This window comes from Streptomyces sp. NPDC059850, assembly GCF_042731515.1.
GTDB lineage: Bacteria > Actinomycetota > Actinomycetes > Streptomycetales > Streptomycetaceae > Streptomyces.
Genome location: NZ_JBHWJI010000002.1, coordinates 17,674 through 34,971 on the forward strand (window position 1 = coordinate 17,674; position 17,298 = coordinate 34,971).

Below are 17,298 nucleotides of genomic sequence, written 5' to 3' on the forward strand. Positions count from 1 at the left end.
GCCCGGATACTCACTCACACACGCCAGAACGCACTCATACACACTCAACCAACAACTGCTTGCCACCCCTATCGTCGCTGTTCCCCGGCGGCCGCCGTCAGCCGCGGTGGTAGCAGCGCTCCAGCTCGTTCAGGTCGTAGAAGCGGCTGCCCTTGGCCACCGGCTCGCAGGAGGCCTTGAACGCGGTCTCCTTCTCGTTGTAGAGCATGCGCACGAGGTACTGGGTGCCCCGCCCGGTGGTCCTCCCGTACAGGTCCCACTGCACATTGGCGGCCATCGGGGCGACGTCCGCGCCGCGCCAGGGGTTGTTCCCGTAGGTGTAGGGCCGGTTCACGTCCGCGCCCTTGGTGCTGCCCGGCAGCCCGAGGAGGACGGCGAGCGGTTCGATCTCCTCCGCGTGGGTGAAGCGGAGCACCGCGCCCTTGTCGCTGGTGCCGTCCGCCTTCGCCCGCACCTCCGCGAACAGGTCGTCCAGCAGGACGTTCGCCATGTCGTACGTGATGGTGCGGCCCTTGAACGCCGGGCCCTTCTGGTAGAACTCCTCGGCGTCGTCGAGGTACGCGAACCAGTGGGCGTCCCGGGGCGCCAGGAACGGGTCGAGGTCGACGCCCGGGGCCTCCGCGCGCAGATCCGGCGCGGCGCTGTACAGCTCGTACAACGACCGGGCGAACGAGACCCGGTCGTCCCCGGACATCGCCGCCACGAAGTCCTCGCCGAACAGCCGGGAGACCACGTGGGTGGCCGCCTTCGCCGTATCCGCCTGCCCGTCGATCTTGGCGATCACCGCGGCCAGGTCGGGATCGTCGTCGAGGTAGGCCTGATAGTCGGCGTTCTGCGGCTGCTTGTGGAAGTACAGCAGGTCCTTGTTGGTCACCGGCTCCTGAATCAGCCCGGCCAGCGCCGGGTCACCGGCGGTCAGCCCGTCGGTGAAGGCGTCGGCGCTGGCGACGGCGCGGGCCACGCCGGACGTCTCGACCTCGATCGGCTCGTGGTCGGCGGTGATGTCGGACAAGAGCGAGGGCAGTCGGCGTTCCATGCGCAGCGCGGTGTCGCGCTGCTCCCGCGCGCCCCGGCCGGAGAGGTTGCCGTAGCCGATCGTGGTGGCACCGCTCAGCAGCGTCCGCACCCGCGGGCCGAGCTTCGCGCCGAGCGGGGTCAGCGCGCCCTGGTCCTTCGCGCTGTCCAGCACCGCGAGCACCGCGTCGCCGTCGCCGCTGTCGGTCATGGCGCGTGAGCCGTGGCGGGCGACGTTCTCGGTGAAGACCGGCGCGAAGCCCTTCGGCACGGGCTGGTAGTCCCGGGCGCTCTCCTGCGGTCCGTAGGGCGTCTTCGTCGTGTAGTAGTGCGGGCCGGAGGCGTCCGCCCGGTCCTGCGTGGCGGCGGCGCTGCCGGGCAGGACCAGGGCCAGGGCCGTCAGGGTCGCGGCGAGGGCGACGCCGGAGGTGATAATTCGCTTCATGAGGGGTCCTTAACGGGCAAGCGGGAGGCAGTCGGGACCGATAGGACAAGACGCTGCACGCTCGCAACCGGAAGGAACGGTCATCTAAACGATAGATGGCTCAGTTGTAGGACATACGTGAACCCCACGTCGACCCACGGCGATGTGGCGTACGAAAGCGGCGTACGGAAGAGGACCGTTCACCGTGCCGTTGGGCCCGTTGCCCCGGCGGCCGATGGCGGCACGCGGGTCGGCCACGAGCTGGCGGGCCTGGCGTTCCTGTTCCTCGGGCGGGGTGACGGTGCGGGCCGCGGGGTCGGTGAACCAGCGGTAGGCGATGTAGCGGCGGTCGCCGGAGTAGCTGGTGTGGTCGCCCGCGAGCAAGAGGGCGGCCCGGTTCTGGGCGAGGACCTCGCCCAGGTCGGACAGGACGAGGGCCGGGGCGTCGCCGAGCAGTTGGACCGAGGGCTGGCTGCTGCGGCCCTGTTCGAGGCGTACGACGTAGTCCACCGACATACCGGCGAGCGCGGCCACCTCTTCCCGGCGCAGGCCGGTGGTGCGGCGGCGGGGGCCCTCGGCCGGGCGCATCGCCTCGCGGCGGGCGAGCCGATCCAGGGAGCAACCGACGACGAAGGACAACGCGATGAACGCGATGCAGACACGAACCCTGGGCAGCACCGGCCCGGCCGTTTCCGCGCAGCTACCAGCTGAGCGTCAAGTTCGGCATGTCGCGGGGGCCGGGCGCGGCGCGCGGCGACCGATACCCGTCGCCGCGTGGTCGTCGAGGCTGCGGCTCGTCATCGACGGCGAACCGGACCTGACCGTCGTCGCGGAGGCGACCGGACGTGTCCGAACGCAGAACACCCCCCTGCCCTGCGTTTCCGCAGGGCAGGGGGGTGATTCGAGCGGTAGCGGTGGGATTTGAACCTATCCGCGTGACCCGTTTCACCTGCGGTTTTTCTCGGGATCGGGACAAAGTGTCCCTCTTTGATCCTCCTGGATGCTGCTGAATCCGGTTGCATCCGGGGTGGGTGTGGACGTGTCCACACGCCCGAATTACGGCTGGCGGGCGCTGGTCGGCCATGATCTTCGGGCACCCAGACCGCTTTGCGAACTGATCCTTGCGGATCCTGGTCAACACGAGTGGACCTGTGCAGGCGGGAAGCAGCACATGGCCTCGCCGGCGCGACGCCTACGCTGGGTTACCCCCGCGAGAGCGGGACGCCCTCGCCCGCCGCCTCTCCCGCGACGGTCGGCCCCTCACGACGAGCCCGTGCGCGAGGTCGTCACCCGCCGCTCGCACGGCCTGCCTCTCTACTTCGACCAGGACTTCCTGGCCCTGATCGACTGCACGCTGTCCGATCAGGGGTACGTCCTGCGCTCGTTCGCCCTGTTGGACGCTTTCGACGTGACGCTGGCGACCCGGGCCGCGGGTATAGCTCACGAGGCGTCGGCCACGCGGTTGGTGGCGGCTATCTACTACCGGACCAAGGCTCATCGCGGCCTCGGCCGCCGACGACTCCCGGCACGGCATGCAGCGCGTCGCCGGTGGCCGAGGCCGCTTCGCCCCCGCCGTGGCCTGGCCCGCCTCGTCGCGCTATGCAGCGAATCGCAGCGAACGTTGTCGCGTAAGGCACACAACAACGCCTGCCACGACGATGCATGCCGTGACGAGTGGCGCGAGGAGAGACTCTGCGGGATACAACATCCACGCCCACGGCTCTGGGCGCCCGCCCCGCCAGCCGGTCGCGGCGCACAGCAGCGGCACCACGGCAACGGTGACGGCCGCCAGGCGGTAGCCGAGGAATGGAAACAGCAGCAGCGCCAGGCCGATGTAGCCGACGATGTTGCGCCCGAGCACCAGGGCGATGCCATCGGCACCAAGGGCGTAAAACAGGATCGCCGTCCCCGCCCCAGCGACGGCGGCCGTGGAGCCGAGCGCAGCATCCCACCTCCGCAGGGGCCGGCAAGCGATGCTTTCGGTGCGCTGGTCCCCACGTCCGATGCCGTGGAGCAGCGTGACCGCGGGCAGCAGGGTGATGAGATGGCCGACGAGGAAGTGGCCGGACTGGCCGGTCAGCACCGGGACGGGAAGCTCGGCATTGCCCATAAGAAGTCCCACCGCGTTGGTCGCGACGACGGACATGACCAGCGCGGGAACGGCGCGGGCCTTGATCCACCAGATCATGTGTCGCTCCCGTCGATGGCCAGGTGCGGACGTACGTTGCAGGCGCGCATGGCGCGGGTGTTGCGCTCGTACCAGGCGAGCTGGGCCTGCCGGGGCTGGGTGAGGACGTGCTGGGCGAGGGCCAGTTCCTGGGGTGTCACCCGGTTCGTGAGGGTGTGGGGTGAGGCTCCGGCGGTCAGGGAGAGCCACGCTCCAACGGGGTTGTAGGCGTCGGCGGCCGGGTAGGGAGCGCCGTTGTCCGAGCAGGCGGGAGAGGGCGGAAGCAGCCCCGTCGCCACGCCGGTGGCCACACCAGCGGTACTGGTGCCGGGGCTGATGGCGAGCTTGGCCTCGTTGCGGCCGGGCCGGTCGGCCATGGTCAGCGTGGCGGGTACGACGACTCCGGCCAAGCGGAGTTTGTCGGCGGCCTTGTGCCCTTGCGCGCGGATCATGGCGGCTTGGCCGTCCATTTCGGGCCACAGGCAGATCCGGGGCCGGCCGTGGTCGCATACGAGCCCGCTGGTCGGCCGGGAGACCACGGGATCGGCCCCCATGCCGTGGGCGGAGGCCGAACCAGCGGCGAGCCCCGCGCAGGTGAGTACGGATGCTGCGAGGAGGGCAGGGAGCGTCTTGCCGTGACGGATGAGTACCGCAGCGGCCAGGCAGACAGCCACGCCGACGGCGCCCGCGCTGAGCAGCGCTGATGAATCCAGGCTCTGGTCGATCGCGCAGCAGTCGCTGAGTCCTCCACCGACGAGGTGGCGGATCCACAGGATGCTCCAAGAGGCCGGGTAGGCGTTGGCGACGAAGCTGGTGATCAGTGTGGCCGGGACGGCGATGACGGGGGCCCACAGTCGCCCGAGGAGGTATCCGACCAGGGTGTTGGCCGCGAGTAGCACGGCCTCAACGGCCAGGATGCCGAGATTCGGCATACCGATGCCGACATCCGCGGCCGTCGCGGAAACCAGGAGGGCTGCGGCCATGGCGATCAGCCCCATGGTCCATACGGGCAGTAGGAGGGGGACGGCCACGGTCAGGGGTGAGCGGACCGTGCTCTGGTCGGAGAGGCGTGCGCGTCTGATCCGGCTTCCCTCCCAGGCGCCGGCCGCGGCGCACGCGGGGCCGACGAAGGTCAGGGCGAGGCTGGCGTTGCCGGTGACGGAGAGCCAGTAGTGGGGGGTGACCCACTCGGAGAGGTTGTCACCGAGGGCGAGGACGATGAAGCCGACCAGGAAGGGCAGGAGGCGGGTGCCCGAGGAGAGGCGAAGGAGGGTGCGCAGCAGCACGGTCAGATCTCCTCGCCGACGAGTTGGGCGTAGGCCGCTTCGGCGCGTTCGCGGGGGCCCTGGCCGTTGTCGGTGGTGGCGTGGAATTGGATGGTGGTGCCGTGGAAGCGGACGGTGCCCTGGTCCAGGACGATCACGTGCTGGTAGAGGTCGGCGAGGTCTTCGGTCTGGTGAGTGGAGACGATGATCTGGACGTCGTCGGCGAGCTGCTCCAGCACGGAGCGGAAGACCTTGCGCTGGGTGGGGTCGAGGCCCGCGGTGGGCTCGTCCATAAGGATGAGTTCGCTGTGGTGAGTGAGGGCACCGGCGATACCCATGCGGCGCAACTGGCCGCCGGAGACCTGGTGGCTGCGGCGGTCGGCGAGCTTGCTCAGCCCCACGCGGGCAAGGGTAGCGGCGGAGGCGTTCCAGGCATCGGTGCGGTTCATGCCCTTGAGCCAGCCGGCGTAAGCGACGTTCTCGCGCACGGTCAGTCCCGGGACGGGAATGATCTGCTGCGGTAGCCAGGCGACCGCCTTGCGGTAAGCCGTCAGATCCTTACGGCTCGCCGGGCTGCGGTCCTTCCAGTTGACCGTTCCGTGCGCGGACTTGAGCTGGGAGGCGGCTAACGCCATCAGGGTGGACTTGCCCGCGCCGTTCGGGCCCAGCAGCACGGTGGCCGGACTGTCAATGCGGAGATCTAACCCGTTGAGCACAGTCGTCTTCCGGTTGTACCGGAAGACGACGTCGCGGAATTCCAAGGCCATGAGTCGCACATTCCGCCGCCGAGGCACCTCAGGCGGCTGCGGTAGAGAGGAAGCGGGGCGAAGCGGGCTGGTGCCCCGGTACAGGTTCGAGTACCGGGGCACCAGCGAAGACGCGCCTGACAGGACGTCAGTTCTAGTACTTGATGACGACCTTGCTGGCGCTCATGGTACCGCCGCTGGTGAAGCCGAACAGTTCGAAGTAGTACGTGCCCGCGGACTGGTCGCCCCAGGCCGACTTGCCGCAGGAGTTGGACTTACTTCCCTTGTCGTCATCGGGAAGTAAGTCGCGGTTCTTCCACAGCTTGAGGGTGGCCGATCTGAACCCGCTGCCACCGTCGGTGGAACAGCCGCTGAGGGTCACCGAGGTGCTGACGCTGTCGTTGTCACTCCAGCGCGAGGACTCGTTGCCGGCGTGCCAGGCGGTGAAAAAGGTGGTGCGGCTGCCCTCGGCCTGGGCCGGGACAGCACCGGCGAATCCCAGCACCATGGCTCCTGCGAGGAGACCGACGACCTTACGGTGTGCCCTTCATACTCCCGCTCCAATGTCCTGTGCATGACATGAGCCATGCAGGCATGACGGAGGAAGCACAGTTCGCCTTCCCCCCAGGTGCAGCGCTGTCGTGCTCGCGATCGCCGAATGAACATATCCTCACATCAGCGATGTATGGCGATGATCACGCCAAATGACGACCAAAAGCGTCCGAGTGTCGCACAACTCTGCCCGTTATTCGAACGTGTCAGGCTCGGCCGTGCTGCTTCGCATAACGGGCGACGCGAGGATCTTTCCAGTTCAGGGCCGGGCCGTGTGCGAGGCTGCCGTGCCCCAAGTCCGCCCGAGGTCTGATCTCGGCCCAGCGGGAACAATGGCCGAGAACGGACAGTTACTACCCTGTGACAGCTCGAAAGCACGCAGGACCGCACAGAAGCCCACCAGTCCAGTCGAGAGGTAGTTGACGCTGCCCCTGCCCCTGACGCCATGGCCAGCTGGGGAATCTGAGTTGAGCACACACGCCACAGCGGCCTCGCCAGGCCGCTCGAACTTCACCCCAGCCACTCACACCTGGTGGCGTCTCGAAGTGGGCACGTCAGGGTGCCGAAACAACTCGGCATGCCATCGAGAATCGCTCTCCTCTGCAGGCAGGCGATTGTCGCCGTGCAGGCCACCTGCGGGATGCATCCCGTCAGCGTTGACGACTGGCCGGAACCATTAGTCGGCATCGGTCTGTGTGCTGTCGGTCGGGTTGCCTGCCTGAGGGCGCGATGTTGGCTTCGCGGATATTTCGGCTGCTTCGTCGCTCTCAGAAGCTGAGGGGGCGGTGGGATTGGGATCCCACAGTGGGGTCTGTCATCGGTGGTCGTCAGTAGGCCAGTTGGGGAGCGTGCGGCGCCCGCGCGTGTGGACGTGTCCACACAAGTGGTGGACACGTCCACACGCAAAACACCCCTCTGCCTGCGTTTCTGCAGGTCAGAGGGGTGTAGGAGCGGTAGCGGTGGGATTTGAACCCATCCACGTGACCCGTTTCACCTGCGGTTTTTCTGGAGATCGGGACAAAGTGTCCCTCTTCGATCCTCCTGGATGCTGCTCAATCCGGTTGCGTCCGGGGTTGGTGTGGACGCGTCCACACGGCCTCGGGCATGCCCGGGAGGTCAAGGCGGATGCCCCGCGCTGCCGGGTGATCTTCATGCTGTACGAGATGAAGCGGCTCGGACGGGACGCCGCCGACCTGACCGCGTTGCAGTGCACGGCCTGGTCATGGGGATGCTCGCCGGAACTCTGGCCGGGATCTACGACACCCCTGCTTCGGCAGATCAGGCCAATTTCTAGTAATTGGATGCGTTCAGGCGCCGGGGAGGTTCCACCTTGCGCCTTGACGGCCGCGTTCTCGATGTCACCCCGTCCCAGCAGCGACTCAAATTCGGCAGATCAGTCCAATTTTTAGCAATTGGACATGTTCAGGTGTCGGGGGTATCCGCTGGGATGGGCATGTTGCCGCTGACGCGTGTGCCTAGGCGGCTGTTGCTTCGGCTGCTGTTGAAAGGCCTCTCATGACCATGCCGCGCGCACGTCCTTTTGCACAGGTCGACGTGTTCTCCTCGACCCCGTATCTCGGGAACCCGGTGGCCGTCGTGCTCGACGGAACTGAGCTGGACGACAAGGCGATGCAGCGCGTCGCCCGCTGGACGAACCTGTCCGAGACGACGTTCCTGCTGCCGCCCTCGGTCCCGGAAGCGGACTACCAAGTGCGGATCTTCACTCCCGGTGGCGAGTTGCCGTTCGCCGGTCATCCCACGCTCGGCTCTGCCCACGCCTGGCTCGAGCACGGTGGAACGCCCCGCGATGAAGACCGCATTGTGCAACAGTGCGCGGTCGGACTGGTAAAGGTGCGCCGCAGCGAGGGCATCTTGTCCTTCGCGGCCCCGCCTACCCAGCGCTCCGGTGACCTGGAGCAGGAGTACCTGGATCAGGTCGTAGCGGCGTTCGGTATCGACCGCGACCAAGTCCTGGCCCACCAGTGGGTCGACAACGGTCCCGGCTGGGCCGTCGTACAGCTCGCCACGGCTGAGGAAGTGCTGGGCCTGGAACCCGACCTGTCGCGGATCCCCACGGCCATGGTGGGGGCTGTTGGCGCGTATCCGCCGGGCTCGGAGCATGCGTTCGAGCTGCGCACCTTCGCCCCCGGTGCCGGGGTCACCGAAGATCCGGTCTGCGGCAGCATGAACGCTTCGGTCGGGCAGTGGCTCACCAGCACGGGCGCGGCGCCCGCCCGCTACGCGGTCTCCCAAGGCGCTCGGCTCGGCCGGGCCGGAGAGATCACCATCACCGCCGACTCCGACGGAACCGTCTGGGTCGGCGGCGCGACGACCACCTGTCTGCGTGGCACGGCCGCCCTGTGACAGCGCGCGCATCGACACCACGACCGGAATCGACCATTGAAGGACACGGCAGCATGACGTCAGCAGAAGCACGCCTGGCCGAACTGAACCTCACCCTCCCTTCGCCCACCGAACCGGCGGGCAACTACGTGGGAGCCGTCACCGCAGGAAACCTGGTGTTCCTCTCCGGACACGGACCCATCACCGACGGCACTGTGCGGTACACCGGCCGAGTCGGCGAGCATCTCACCGAGGAAGAGGGCTACCAGGCGGCACGTCTCACCGGCCTCAATCTCCTGTCGACCCTGCGCGCCGAGATCGGATCGCTGGACCGGGTACACCGCATCGTCAAGATCCTCGGCTGGGTGAGCAGCGCCCCGGGCTTTCACCAACAGGCCGCGGTCATGAACGGGATCTCCGACCTGATGGGCGCCGTGTTCGGCGAACAGGGACAGCATGCCCGCAGCGCCATCTCGGCGGACCAGCTCGTCCTCAACATCGCGGTCGAGGCCGAAATGGTCGTGCAACTCCGCGAGACCCCCGCTCCCTGACCTCCCTCCACTCCTCCGGCCGACTCCACACCACGCCCGTGACCCTCGCGAAGGAACCTCTCGTGACCAGCTCAACACCCGCGATCGACAAGGCCGCCGAACGACTCTGGGAGGCCGAACGGTCCAGGCAGCCCTGCACGCCGATTCGCGACCTCATTCCGGCCCAGGACATCGAAGCGGCCTACGCGATCCAGCAGGTCAACGTTCAGCGGCATATTTCCGCTGGCCGCGCCGTGTCAGGGCGCAAGATCGGCCTGACCGCGAAGAGCGTCCAGGACCAGTTCGGCGTTCTCGAGCCGGACTTCGGCACGCTGTACGCCGACATGGAGTATGGGCACGGCAGCACCATCCCGTTCGACAGGCTGATCCACCCCCGGATCGAGGCGGAAATCATGTTCGTCCTCGGCCGCGACCTCGACCAGGAAACCATCAACGTCCCGGACGTCATCCAGGCCACCGCCTTCGTGACTGCCGCGCTGGAGGTCGTGGACTGCCGCCTCCGCGACTGGGACATCCGCATCAGCGACACCGTTTCCGACAACGCCGCCGCCGGCCTGTATGTCCCTGGCTCAGCACCTCGTGCCCTCCTCGGTACCGACCTGGCGAACTGCTCCATGACGCTCTACCGTAACGGGGTTCCCGTGAGCAGCGGACGCGGCGAGGACTCCCTCGGCCATCCGCTGAACGCCGTTACATGGCTGGCGCGCAAGTTGCGACAGCTCGGAACGCCCCTGCGGGCCGGGGACGTCGTCCTCAGCGGTGCTCTCGGCCCCATGGTCGAAGCGCACCCCGGCGATCGATTCGAGGCACGGATCGACGGTCTCGGCAACGCGATCGTCCACTTCGCCTGACCCCGCGGCCACACCGCGCTGCGGTGGAAGAGTCCTCGGCAACACCACGAAGCAATCCCACGGGAATGACCGCTCCATGACGTACAACACCGCGCCGAACAATCAGCGTTCAGGGCGAGAAGGCATAAGAGCCATTGGCTTCACATCGCCGAGCAGGGGAGCCTGGTGTACGGACGCCAGCAGCGGAACTGTGGCCCGACTCGCCTCGCACCGGTTCGACTGGGTCTGCATCGACATGCAGCACGGCCGCTACGGACACCCCGAGCTGCTGGAAATCGCGCGCGGACGGCACCCGCAGACGTCGGCCGACCTGGTCGTGAGAGTGCCCTCCGCCGAGTTCACCGGCATCGGCTTCGCCCTCGACATCGGCGCAATCGCCGTCATCGTTCCCCAGGTCGACTCGGCCGAAAGCGCCCGCGCGGCCGTTGACGCGGCCTTCTACCCGCCCCTGGGACGCCGCAGCTACGGACAGATCCAACCCTCGTGGAGCGCCCCCGCGAAAGACGTGGCGCAAGCCAACCAGGACACGGTCTGCGCCGTCATGATCGAATCCGCGGCAGCCCTTGAGAACGTCGAGGACATCGCAGCGGTTCCCGGGGTCGGCATGCTGTTCGTTGGCCCCTACGACCTGTCCCTGTCATTGGGCACCTCCGTGCAAAACCTCCTTGACGACCACTCGGACGACTCGGCCCTCGGGCGAATATCTGCCGCCGCCGACAGGAACGGTCTGATGGCCGGTGCCTACGGCGGTGACCCCTCCGCCGCTCGTCGGCTCGCCGAGCGTGGCTTCGCTTGCACGGCTTGGGCCACCGACATCTGGATGGCGCAAGCCGGAGCCGACGCGGCGTTCGCCTGATGCAACTGCCCGTCTCGTCCCTCGAGGGAGTCAGCCACGCATAGCCAGAGCGCCCCCTAGTCCGACCAGGCTCACACCGGACACTCCGGCGAGGCCCTGCCGGAAGCCGGGGCGGCGCAGCAGAACCTCGACGCGGGAAAGGATCAGAAGCACCAGCACGAACCAGAGCAGGGACAGGAGCCAGAAGAGCCCGGCGAGCACGGTGTGCGCGGCCGTGGTCGTCAGGCCCGGCAGGGAGAACTGGGGAAAGAGGGACAGGTAAAAAGCTGCCACTTTGGGGTTCAGCAAGTTGCTGAGCAGGCCCTGCCGGAGGGAGACGCGCACGATGCGTCCCGTAGCAGGTTGGATGAGCTGGGTGTGACGGTGTGCCGGAGCGTCCCCGGCACCGCTTCGGCGTAGGCGGACGAAGTCGGCCAGGGACTGGACGCCCAAGTAGACGAGGTAGAGGGCACCGGCAATACGCAAGGCTGCGTAGCCGAGTTCCGAGGCGGTCAACAGAGCCGTCAGACCTGCCACCGCGGCCGCGGCCAGCACGGCGTGCCCCAGCATGATCCCCGCCGCGGTCGCGATGCCTGCACGCCGCCCCGATCGGGCCGTGTTGGCCAGCAGCAGCGTCAGATCAGGGCCGGGCACGACGATGACGACCAGGGACGCGGCGACGAAGCCGATCAGTTCTGACATGGGGATCCCTTCAGCGTGTGCTTGAACCCGGGTAGACCGCGCAGAGGACGCGACAACATGGCCATCTCATCTGACGCCCTGACGCTGAGGGCAGAGCCAATCGCAACAATCTGGACTGACTTCCTGGCAGACTTCGGGACCCTCAAAGCGTGGACCCCGCTTGCGGCCAGGTTTTTCGGTGGAGACACCTGCTGTGGGACCCGCGGGGCCGGATCCCACAGCAGGCCCCGTCATCGACGGACGTTTGGGCAGGTCAGCTGGGTTGTGTGGGCTCACGTGCCGGGATGCGTCCACACATTTGGTGGACGCGTCCACACGCAGAACACCCCCCTGCCCTGCGTTTCCGCAGGGCAGGGGGGTGATTCGAGCGGTAGCGGTGGGATTTGAACCCACGGAGGAGTTGCCCCCTCACGCGCTTTCGAGGCGCGCTCCTTCGGCCGCTCGGACACGCTACCGAGGCAGAGCCTAGCGGACGAAGGGCCGAGATCCGAAATCGGTTCCGGGTGGGGGTGGATCAGGGGGTTGGCCGGGGGGTGCGGAAGAAGGCGGTGAGGGGGGCCGCGCACTCTTCTGGGAGGACGTCGTGGATGACCTCGGGGCGGTGGTTGAGGCGGCGGTCGCGGACGATGTCCCAGAGGGAGCCGACGGCGCCCGCCTTCTCGTCGACCGCGCCGTAGACCACGCGGTCGAGCCGGGACAGCACGATGGCGCCCGCGCACATGGCGCACGGCTCCAGGGTCACCACCAGGGTGCACCCGGTCAGCCGCCAGCCGCCGAGGCGGCGGGCCGCGGCGCGCAGGGCGAGGACCTCGGCGTGGGCCGTGGGGTCGCCGTGGGCCTCGCGTTCGTTGCGGCCGCGGCCCAGCACCGTGCCGTCCGGGCCGAGCACGACGGCGCCGACCGGGACGTCTCCCGTCTCGGGTGCCCGTACGGCCTCCTCCAGCGCGAGGCGCATCGGGGCGCGCCAGGGTTCACGCAGGGGGTCGGGGTCGGGTCCGGGGAAGAGGCCGGTCAGCGGATCGGTCATGACACCAGTGTGGCGGCGGTCAGCGAACCGCCTCCAGGCCCTCCATGCCGCAGCCCAGCATGTCCGCGATCGATTCGAGCGCGTCCCCGTCGAGGGACTTCAGTTCCTTCTCCTCCATGCCCAGGTCGGTCAGGATGTCGCCGTCGCCGAGCGGGCCCACCGGGACCGGGGCGTCGGGGTCGGCTTCGTCGTCCTCGTCGGGCTCGCCGTCCTCGGTGCCGTCCAGGTCGACGAGGCTGTCCAGGTCGTCCTCGGGATCCCGGCCGAGCAGCTCGTCGGTGAGCATCGAGCCGTACGAGGTGCGGGCGGCCGCGGCCGCGTCCGATACGTAGATGTGCGGGTCCTCCTCGCCGTCCACGCGGACGACGCCGAACCACGCGTCTTCGTGCTCGATGAAGGCCAGAACCGTGTCGTCGTCCTTGGCGGCCCCACGAGCCAGATCGATCAAATCGGTCAGAGTCTCCACGTCATCGAGCTCTGTGTCGCTCGCTTCCCACCCTTCTGCGGTGCGCGCGAGCAATGCGGCGAAGTACACCGTGACTCTCCCACTGGTCATAGGCGTGCCGGGGCGGGCGGGACACTGTCCCGCCCCAATCGGAATCGTGGCAGAAACCGTCGCTTCGCGAGAGGTCTTCCGCGCTGCGTCGTGCACCAGTCCAAAGAGATGTGGCTCACGTGAAACGAAACGGACCGACCTGATCGCTCCCTCGGCGGTGCGCCGGGTTCGGGTTCGGGATCGCGTTCCTCAGCGGAACGTACGCAGCAGTATCGCCTCGCGCATCCGGGCGGCGCGGGTCAGTCGCGGTCGGACGCGGTCGCGCACCTGCCGGGCCTCGTTCAGCGCGCGCAGGAAGCTTTCGCGACGGCGGCGGCGGTCCGCTGCGCTCTCGCGTGCGGACACGGCGCCCATCGTCCTGCCGGTGGGCATGTCGGTGTCGGCCATGGCCTCACCCCTCGGGCCGAGGTGTCCGCCCGGACGTTGGGCCCGGGCGCTCCTGCCCACTTTCCCCCGAAACAGCGCTTTGATGCCAGTACAGCGGCAGACTGTCGGCGCGCGCCGGGTGCCGCCGGGTGCCGCCGGGGGTTACCGGCGGGAGCCGCGGGCGGTGGGCTCGGTTAGTGTCGATGCCATGCGGATCCACGTCGTCGACCACCCGCTGGTGGCGCACAAACTCACCACGCTGCGCGACAAGCGCACCGACTCCCCCACCTTCCGGCGGCTCGCCGACGAGCTGGTGACCCTGCTCGCGTACGAGGCCACCCGCGATGTGCGGACCGAGCAGGTCGACATCGAGACCCCGGTGACGCCGACGACCGGCGTGCGGCTCTCGCACCCGCGCCCCATGGTGGTGCCGATCCTGCGGGCGGGGCTCGGGATGCTCGACGGCATGGTGCGGCTGCTGCCGACGGCCGAGGTGGGCTTCCTCGGCATGATCCGCGACGAGGAGACGCTGCAGGCGTCCACGTACGCCACGCGGATGCCCGAAGACCTTTCCGGCCGTCAGGTGTACGTGCTGGACCCGATGCTGGCGACCGGCGGGACGCTCGTCGCGGCCATCCGCGAGCTGATAAAGCGGGGCGCCGACGATGTGACCGCGCTCTGCCTGCTGACGGCGCCCGAGGGCGTCGAGGTGATGGAGCGCGAGCTGGCGGGCACGCCCGTGACGGTGGTCACCGCTTCCGTCGACGAGCGGCTGAACGAGCACGGGTACATCGTCCCGGGGCTCGGCGACGCGGGCGACCGGATGTACGGGACCGCGGGCTAGCCCTTCGTACGGTCCGGCGCAGCGTACGGTCCGGCTCAGCAGGGCGAGCCGGACGGCTTGGGCGAGGGCTTGGTCAGCGCGGTGAGCGCCTTGTCGGCGTCTTTCTGCTTGGCCAGGTCCTTGAACCCCGAGCCGATGATCAGATCGACGTCCTTGCCGCGGCGGGCGTCGTTCTTGGTCTGGGCCCCGGCGAGCTGGGTGCCGAGCACCCGGGAGGCCCCTTCGGCGGAGGCCGGTGCGCCCAGGAGTATCCCCGAGGCCTTGACCTTGTTGTCGTACGCCTTCGGGGCGTTCCCCACGTCGCCGATCTTGAAGCCGCGCTTCTCCAGCGCCTTGGCGGTGTCCTTCGCGAGCCCCGAGCGCTTGGTCGCGTTGTAGACGTTGACGGTGATGTCGGACGGCTTCGGCAGCTTCTTGGCCGCCGCCGTACGGGACGACGACGCGGGCTCGCGCTTGCAGTCCGTACTGCCGCGCGCCGCGCGCACCGTGTCGCCGCCCTTGCCGCCGCCACCGGAGAAGACGTCGATGAGCTGAAGCGTCCCCCAGCCGACCAGGCCGAGCGCCACGACCGAGCCGAGGGCCGCGAAGACCAGGCGTCGGCGGCTCCGGGGCCTGCGCATACGCGGGTAGCGGTCGCCCGTGATGCGGTACTTACCGCCCATGCCGGGAGGGGTCAGCATGCTCATAAGCGCAGCGTAGTGCGACCTGGTGACGATGCCTACTAAATGATCAATGGTTCGTGTGCAGTCCAACCCGAAAGGGCCAACGCGAGGGCCCGGCGGCGGACGCCTGCGGACGGCGTCAGTCGAGTTCCAGCACGCGCGCGTGCAGCACCTGGCGCTGCTGGAGCGCGGCGCGCACCGCGCGGTGCAGCCCGTCCTCCAGGTAGAGGTCGCCGTCCCACTTCACGACGTGGGCGAAGAGGTCGCCGTAGAACGTCGAGTCCTCCGCGAGCAGCGTCTCCAGGTCGAGCTGCTGCTTCGTCGTGACCAGTTGGTCAAGACGTACCGGGCGTGGGGCGACATCCGCCCACTGGCGGGTGCTTTCCCGGCCGTGGTCGGGATAGGGCCGACCGTTTCCGATGCGCTTGAAGATCACGCGGAAAGCCTACCGGGCAAGCGGCTTCCGGCGCAGCCAAGGCGCGGGAGTGCCAGGCCGGGGGCCGGGGAAGGGGCTCGGGAGCGGATGGACAAAAGGGTGAAAATTTCTTAGGAGGGGACTAGTCGCCCAAGGGGGTCAGGAGTAACCTGAATAACAGCCTGCGGGGCGAGCGAGGGAGCTCGACCGGAGAGGCGTTCAGGACAGAGGACTTTGGTTCTCCGGAGCGTCTCGTTGATGGCCGGGCTGAGAGGCCGGAAGGTCGGGGAGACCGGAAGGCGACCTCCACCACCTGATCCGGACAATGCCGGCGAAGGGAGCCCACCTCGCAGGTTTTGTGCTGCCCGCTTGCGGTGGGTTCCTTTGCGTTCAAGCATGGCCGCATGCGCTGTCTGGTCACCGGGGCCACCGGGTACATCGGCGGCAGGCTCGTGCCCGAGCTGCTGAGCGCGGGGCACGCGGTGCGCTGTGTGGTCCGTTCCCCCGCGAAGCTGCGCGATCACCCCTGGGCGGGGCGGGTCGAGATCGTACGCGGCGACGTGACCGACGAGGAGTCCATCGGGGCGGCCCTGGAGGGCGTGGACGTCGCGTACTACCTGGTGCACGCGCTGGGCGGCGGGCCCGGCTTCGAGGAGACCGACCGGCGCGCCGCCCGCCTCTTCGGCGAGCGGGCGCGGGCCGCCGGGGTCCGGCGGATCATCTACCTCGGCGGGCTGACCCCGGCCGGGGTCCCGGACCGCGACCTCTCACCCCATCTGCGCTCCCGCGCCGAGGTGGGCCGGGTACTGCTGGACTCCGGGGCGCCGACCGCGGTGCTACGGGCCGGGGTGATCATCGGGTCGGGTTCGGCGTCGTTCGAAATGCTGCGCTATCTGACCGAACGGCTACCGCTCATGGTCACCCCGCGCTGGGTCCGCACCCGCACCCAGCCGATCGCCGTCCGCGATGTGCTCCGGCTGCTGGTCGGCTGCGCCGCCCTGCCGTACGAGGTGAGCCGGGCCTTCGACATCGGCGGCCCCGACGTCCTCACCTACCGGGACATGATGCGACGGTACGCGGCCGTCGCCGGGCTGCCCCGGCGCGGCATCCTGCCGGTGCCGGTGCTCAGCCCGAGGCTCTCCAGCCTCTGGGTCGGCCTGATCACCCCCGTGCCGGGCGCCCTCGCGCGGCCCCTCGTGGAGTCCCTGCGGCACGAGGTGGTCTGCGCCGAGCGGGACATCGGGCGGTACGTGCCCGATCCGCCGGGCGGTCCGATCGGCGTGGACCGGGCCCTGGAGCTGGCGTTGCGGCGGATCCGCGAGGCGGATGTGGCCACCCGCTGGTCTTCCGCCGCCACCCCTGGCGCGCCCAGCGATCCGCTGCCCACCGACCCCGACTGGGCGGGCGGCACCCTCTACACCGACCACCGCCGCCGCGCCGTGAACGCCTCCCCGCAGGACGTCTGGCGGGTCGTGGAGGGCATCGGCGGCGAGAACGGCTGGTACGCGCTTCCGCTGGCCTGGGCGCTGCGCGGCTGGATCGACACCCTGATGGGCGGCGTCGGCCTGCGGCGCGGGCGCCGCGACGCGGCCCGGCTGCGGGTGGGGGACAGCCTCGACTTCTGGCGGGTCGAGGAGGTCCTGCCGCCGCGTCTGCTGCGGCTGCGGGCCGAGATGCGGTTGCCGGGGCTGGCGTGGCTGGAGATGCGGGTGGATCTTGACGCGGCCGGTCGGACGGTCTTCCGCCAGCGGGCCGTCTTCCATCCGCATGGGCTGGCGGGGCACGTCTACTGGTGGGGCGTCTCGCCGTTCCACGCGCTGGTGTTCGGGGGGATGGCTCGCAAGATTGCCGCCAAGGCGGAGTCGGCGGGTCCGGCTGTGTGCCGGTGACCGGGCTGTTGGGTGCGCTGTCGGCTGCGGCGGGTGGTTGTTCCCCTGGCCCGCCCCTTCCCGAAACCGGGGCGCTGCCCCGGGCCCCG

At 68.9% G+C, this 17,298-nt stretch carries 17 protein-coding genes, 1 tRNA gene, 1 pseudogene and 1 riboswitch; of the genes and pseudogenes, 6 read left to right on the forward strand and 13 right to left on the reverse strand.

Features of this window, described 5'->3' with window-relative positions; all coding sequences use genetic code 11:
• Nucleotides 1–97: 97 nt before the first annotated feature.
• The 6 genes and pseudogenes from ACFV9T_RS02035 to ACFV9T_RS02060 form a co-directional block, all read right to left on the reverse strand.
• Nucleotides 98–1,459, reverse strand: coding sequence for a histidine-type phosphatase (locus tag ACFV9T_RS02035; protein WP_385436154.1), 1,362 nt, complete (start codon nucleotides 1,457–1,459; stop codon nucleotides 98–100).
• 192 nt (nucleotides 1,460–1,651) lie between these two features.
• Nucleotides 1,652–2,026 (reverse strand): annotated as a pseudogene (locus ACFV9T_RS02040) (helix-turn-helix domain-containing protein); the annotation flags it as partial.
• Nucleotides 2,027–3,035: 1,009 nt separating this feature from the next.
• Nucleotides 3,036–3,626 carry a hypothetical protein gene (locus tag ACFV9T_RS02045; RefSeq protein ID WP_385436155.1) on the reverse strand — a complete coding sequence of 197 codons (591 nt, stop codon included), beginning with the start codon at nucleotides 3,624–3,626 and terminating at the stop codon, nucleotides 3,036–3,038.
• The gene (locus ACFV9T_RS02050) at nucleotides 3,623–4,891 is read right to left on the reverse strand and encodes a hypothetical protein (protein ID WP_385436156.1); all 1,269 of its coding nucleotides are present in this window, start codon (nucleotides 4,889–4,891) and stop codon (nucleotides 3,623–3,625) included. The genes ACFV9T_RS02045 and ACFV9T_RS02050 overlap by 4 nt, the downstream gene beginning before the upstream one ends.
• 2 nt (nucleotides 4,892–4,893) lie before the next feature.
• Nucleotides 4,894–5,637 (reverse strand): ATP-binding cassette domain-containing protein, encoded by a 744-nt coding sequence (locus ACFV9T_RS02055; protein WP_385436157.1) that lies wholly within the window; start codon nucleotides 5,635–5,637, stop codon nucleotides 4,894–4,896.
• Nucleotides 5,638–5,770: 133 nt separating this feature from the next.
• Nucleotides 5,771–6,124 carry a hypothetical protein gene (locus ACFV9T_RS02060; protein WP_385436158.1) on the reverse strand — a complete coding sequence of 118 codons (354 nt, stop codon included), beginning with the start codon at nucleotides 6,122–6,124 and terminating at the stop codon, nucleotides 5,771–5,773.
• Nucleotides 6,125–7,689: 1,565 nt separating this feature from the next.
• Here ACFV9T_RS02060 and ACFV9T_RS02065 point away from each other — a divergent pair.
• From ACFV9T_RS02065 to ACFV9T_RS02080, 4 genes are all read left to right on the forward strand, one after another.
• The gene (locus ACFV9T_RS02065) at nucleotides 7,690–8,532 is read left to right on the forward strand and encodes a PhzF family phenazine biosynthesis protein (RefSeq protein WP_385436363.1); all 843 of its coding nucleotides are present in this window, start codon (nucleotides 7,690–7,692) and stop codon (nucleotides 8,530–8,532) included.
• 53 nt (nucleotides 8,533–8,585) lie between these two features.
• Nucleotides 8,586–9,062 (forward strand): RidA family protein, encoded by a 477-nt coding sequence (locus ACFV9T_RS02070; protein ID WP_385436159.1) that lies wholly within the window; start codon nucleotides 8,586–8,588, stop codon nucleotides 9,060–9,062.
• A 62-nt stretch (nucleotides 9,063–9,124) separates the two neighbouring features.
• Complete coding sequence (locus ACFV9T_RS02075; protein ID WP_385436160.1) at nucleotides 9,125–9,913, forward strand: 2-keto-4-pentenoate hydratase; 789 nt, start codon at nucleotides 9,125–9,127, stop codon at nucleotides 9,911–9,913.
• A gap of 76 nt (nucleotides 9,914–9,989) precedes the next feature.
• Nucleotides 9,990–10,769 carry an HpcH/HpaI aldolase/citrate lyase family protein gene (locus tag ACFV9T_RS02080; RefSeq protein WP_385436161.1) on the forward strand — a complete coding sequence of 260 codons (780 nt, stop codon included), beginning with the start codon at nucleotides 9,990–9,992 and terminating at the stop codon, nucleotides 10,767–10,769.
• Nucleotides 10,770–10,799: 30 nt separating this feature from the next.
• Here the strand turns inward: ACFV9T_RS02080 and ACFV9T_RS02085 are convergent, their stop codons facing one another.
• The 5 genes from ACFV9T_RS02085 to ACFV9T_RS02105 form a co-directional block, all read right to left on the reverse strand.
• On the reverse strand, nucleotides 10,800–11,450 hold the full coding sequence (locus ACFV9T_RS02085) for a LysE family translocator (RefSeq protein ID WP_385436162.1): 651 nt from the start codon (nucleotides 11,448–11,450) through the stop codon (nucleotides 10,800–10,802).
• Between the two features lie 368 nt (nucleotides 11,451–11,818).
• Nucleotides 11,819–11,905 (reverse strand) — tRNA-Ser (locus tag ACFV9T_RS02090).
• Between the two features lie 59 nt (nucleotides 11,906–11,964).
• A complete protein-coding gene (tadA, locus tag ACFV9T_RS02095) occupies nucleotides 11,965–12,477 on the reverse strand; it encodes a tRNA adenosine(34) deaminase TadA (protein ID WP_385436163.1) in 513 nt (170 codons plus the stop codon).
• Between the two features lie 19 nt (nucleotides 12,478–12,496).
• Nucleotides 12,497–13,033 (reverse strand): hypothetical protein, encoded by a 537-nt coding sequence (locus ACFV9T_RS02100; RefSeq protein ID WP_385436164.1) that lies wholly within the window; start codon nucleotides 13,031–13,033, stop codon nucleotides 12,497–12,499.
• Nucleotides 13,034–13,222: 189 nt separating this feature from the next.
• On the reverse strand, nucleotides 13,223–13,420 hold the full coding sequence (locus ACFV9T_RS02105; protein ID WP_385436165.1) for a hypothetical protein: 198 nt from the start codon (nucleotides 13,418–13,420) through the stop codon (nucleotides 13,223–13,225).
• A gap of 187 nt (nucleotides 13,421–13,607) precedes the next feature.
• On the opposite strand from ACFV9T_RS02105, the gene upp reads away from it, so the two are divergent.
• Nucleotides 13,608–14,243 (forward strand): uracil phosphoribosyltransferase, encoded by a 636-nt coding sequence (gene upp / locus ACFV9T_RS02110; RefSeq protein ID WP_385436166.1) that lies wholly within the window; start codon nucleotides 13,608–13,610, stop codon nucleotides 14,241–14,243.
• A 35-nt stretch (nucleotides 14,244–14,278) separates the two neighbouring features.
• Here upp and ACFV9T_RS02115 read toward each other — a convergent pair whose 3' ends face one another.
• Entirely contained in the window at nucleotides 14,279–14,929 is a 651-nt protein-coding gene (locus ACFV9T_RS02115) for a LytR C-terminal domain-containing protein (RefSeq protein WP_385436167.1), read from the reverse strand.
• A gap of 115 nt (nucleotides 14,930–15,044) precedes the next feature.
• A complete protein-coding gene (locus ACFV9T_RS02120; RefSeq protein ID WP_009716657.1) occupies nucleotides 15,045–15,341 on the reverse strand; it encodes a type II toxin-antitoxin system VapB family antitoxin in 297 nt (98 codons plus the stop codon).
• Nucleotides 15,342–15,505: 164 nt separating this feature from the next.
• Nucleotides 15,506–15,677, forward strand: a riboswitch (TPP riboswitch).
• 47 nt (nucleotides 15,678–15,724) lie between these two features.
• On the opposite strand from ACFV9T_RS02120, the gene ACFV9T_RS02125 reads away from it, so the two are divergent.
• Nucleotides 15,725–17,209, forward strand: a complete 1,485-nt coding sequence (locus tag ACFV9T_RS02125) for an SDR family oxidoreductase (protein WP_385436168.1) — start codon at nucleotides 15,725–15,727, stop codon at nucleotides 17,207–17,209.
• The last annotated feature ends 89 nt before the right edge of the window (nucleotides 17,210–17,298 follow it).

What these genes read in the sequence shown, in the direction of transcription:
- ACFV9T_RS02035 (WP_385436154.1), bottom strand. Translation starts at nt 1,459, where the DNA reads ATGAAGCGAATTATCACCTCCGGCGTCGCCCTCGCCGCGACCCTGACG.
- ACFV9T_RS02045 (WP_385436155.1), bottom strand. Translation starts at nt 3,626, where the DNA reads ATGATCTGGTGGATCAAGGCCCGCGCCGTTCCCGCGCTGGTCATGTCC.
- ACFV9T_RS02055 (WP_385436157.1), bottom strand. Translation starts at nt 5,637, where the DNA reads ATGGCCTTGGAATTCCGCGACGTCGTCTTCCGGTACAACCGGAAGACG.
- ACFV9T_RS02060 (WP_385436158.1), bottom strand. Translation starts at nt 6,124, where the DNA reads ATGGTGCTGGGATTCGCCGGTGCTGTCCCGGCCCAGGCCGAGGGCAGC.
- ACFV9T_RS02065 (WP_385436363.1), top strand. Translation starts at nt 7,690, where the DNA reads ATGCCGCGCGCACGTCCTTTTGCACAGGTCGACGTGTTCTCCTCGACC.
- ACFV9T_RS02070 (WP_385436159.1), top strand. Translation starts at nt 8,586, where the DNA reads ATGACGTCAGCAGAAGCACGCCTGGCCGAACTGAACCTCACCCTCCCT.
- ACFV9T_RS02080 (WP_385436161.1), top strand. Translation starts at nt 9,990, where the DNA reads ATGACGTACAACACCGCGCCGAACAATCAGCGTTCAGGGCGAGAAGGC.
- ACFV9T_RS02085 (WP_385436162.1), bottom strand. Translation starts at nt 11,450, where the DNA reads ATGTCAGAACTGATCGGCTTCGTCGCCGCGTCCCTGGTCGTCATCGTC.
- tadA (WP_385436163.1), bottom strand. Translation starts at nt 12,477, where the DNA reads ATGACCGATCCGCTGACCGGCCTCTTCCCCGGACCCGACCCCGACCCC.
- ACFV9T_RS02100 (WP_385436164.1), bottom strand. Translation starts at nt 13,033, where the DNA reads ATGACCAGTGGGAGAGTCACGGTGTACTTCGCCGCATTGCTCGCGCGC.
- ACFV9T_RS02105 (WP_385436165.1), bottom strand. Translation starts at nt 13,420, where the DNA reads ATGGCCGACACCGACATGCCCACCGGCAGGACGATGGGCGCCGTGTCC.
- upp (WP_385436166.1), top strand. Translation starts at nt 13,608, where the DNA reads ATGCGGATCCACGTCGTCGACCACCCGCTGGTGGCGCACAAACTCACC.
- ACFV9T_RS02115 (WP_385436167.1), bottom strand. Translation starts at nt 14,929, where the DNA reads ATGAGCATGCTGACCCCTCCCGGCATGGGCGGTAAGTACCGCATCACG.
- ACFV9T_RS02125 (WP_385436168.1), top strand. Translation starts at nt 15,725, where the DNA reads ATGCGCTGTCTGGTCACCGGGGCCACCGGGTACATCGGCGGCAGGCTC.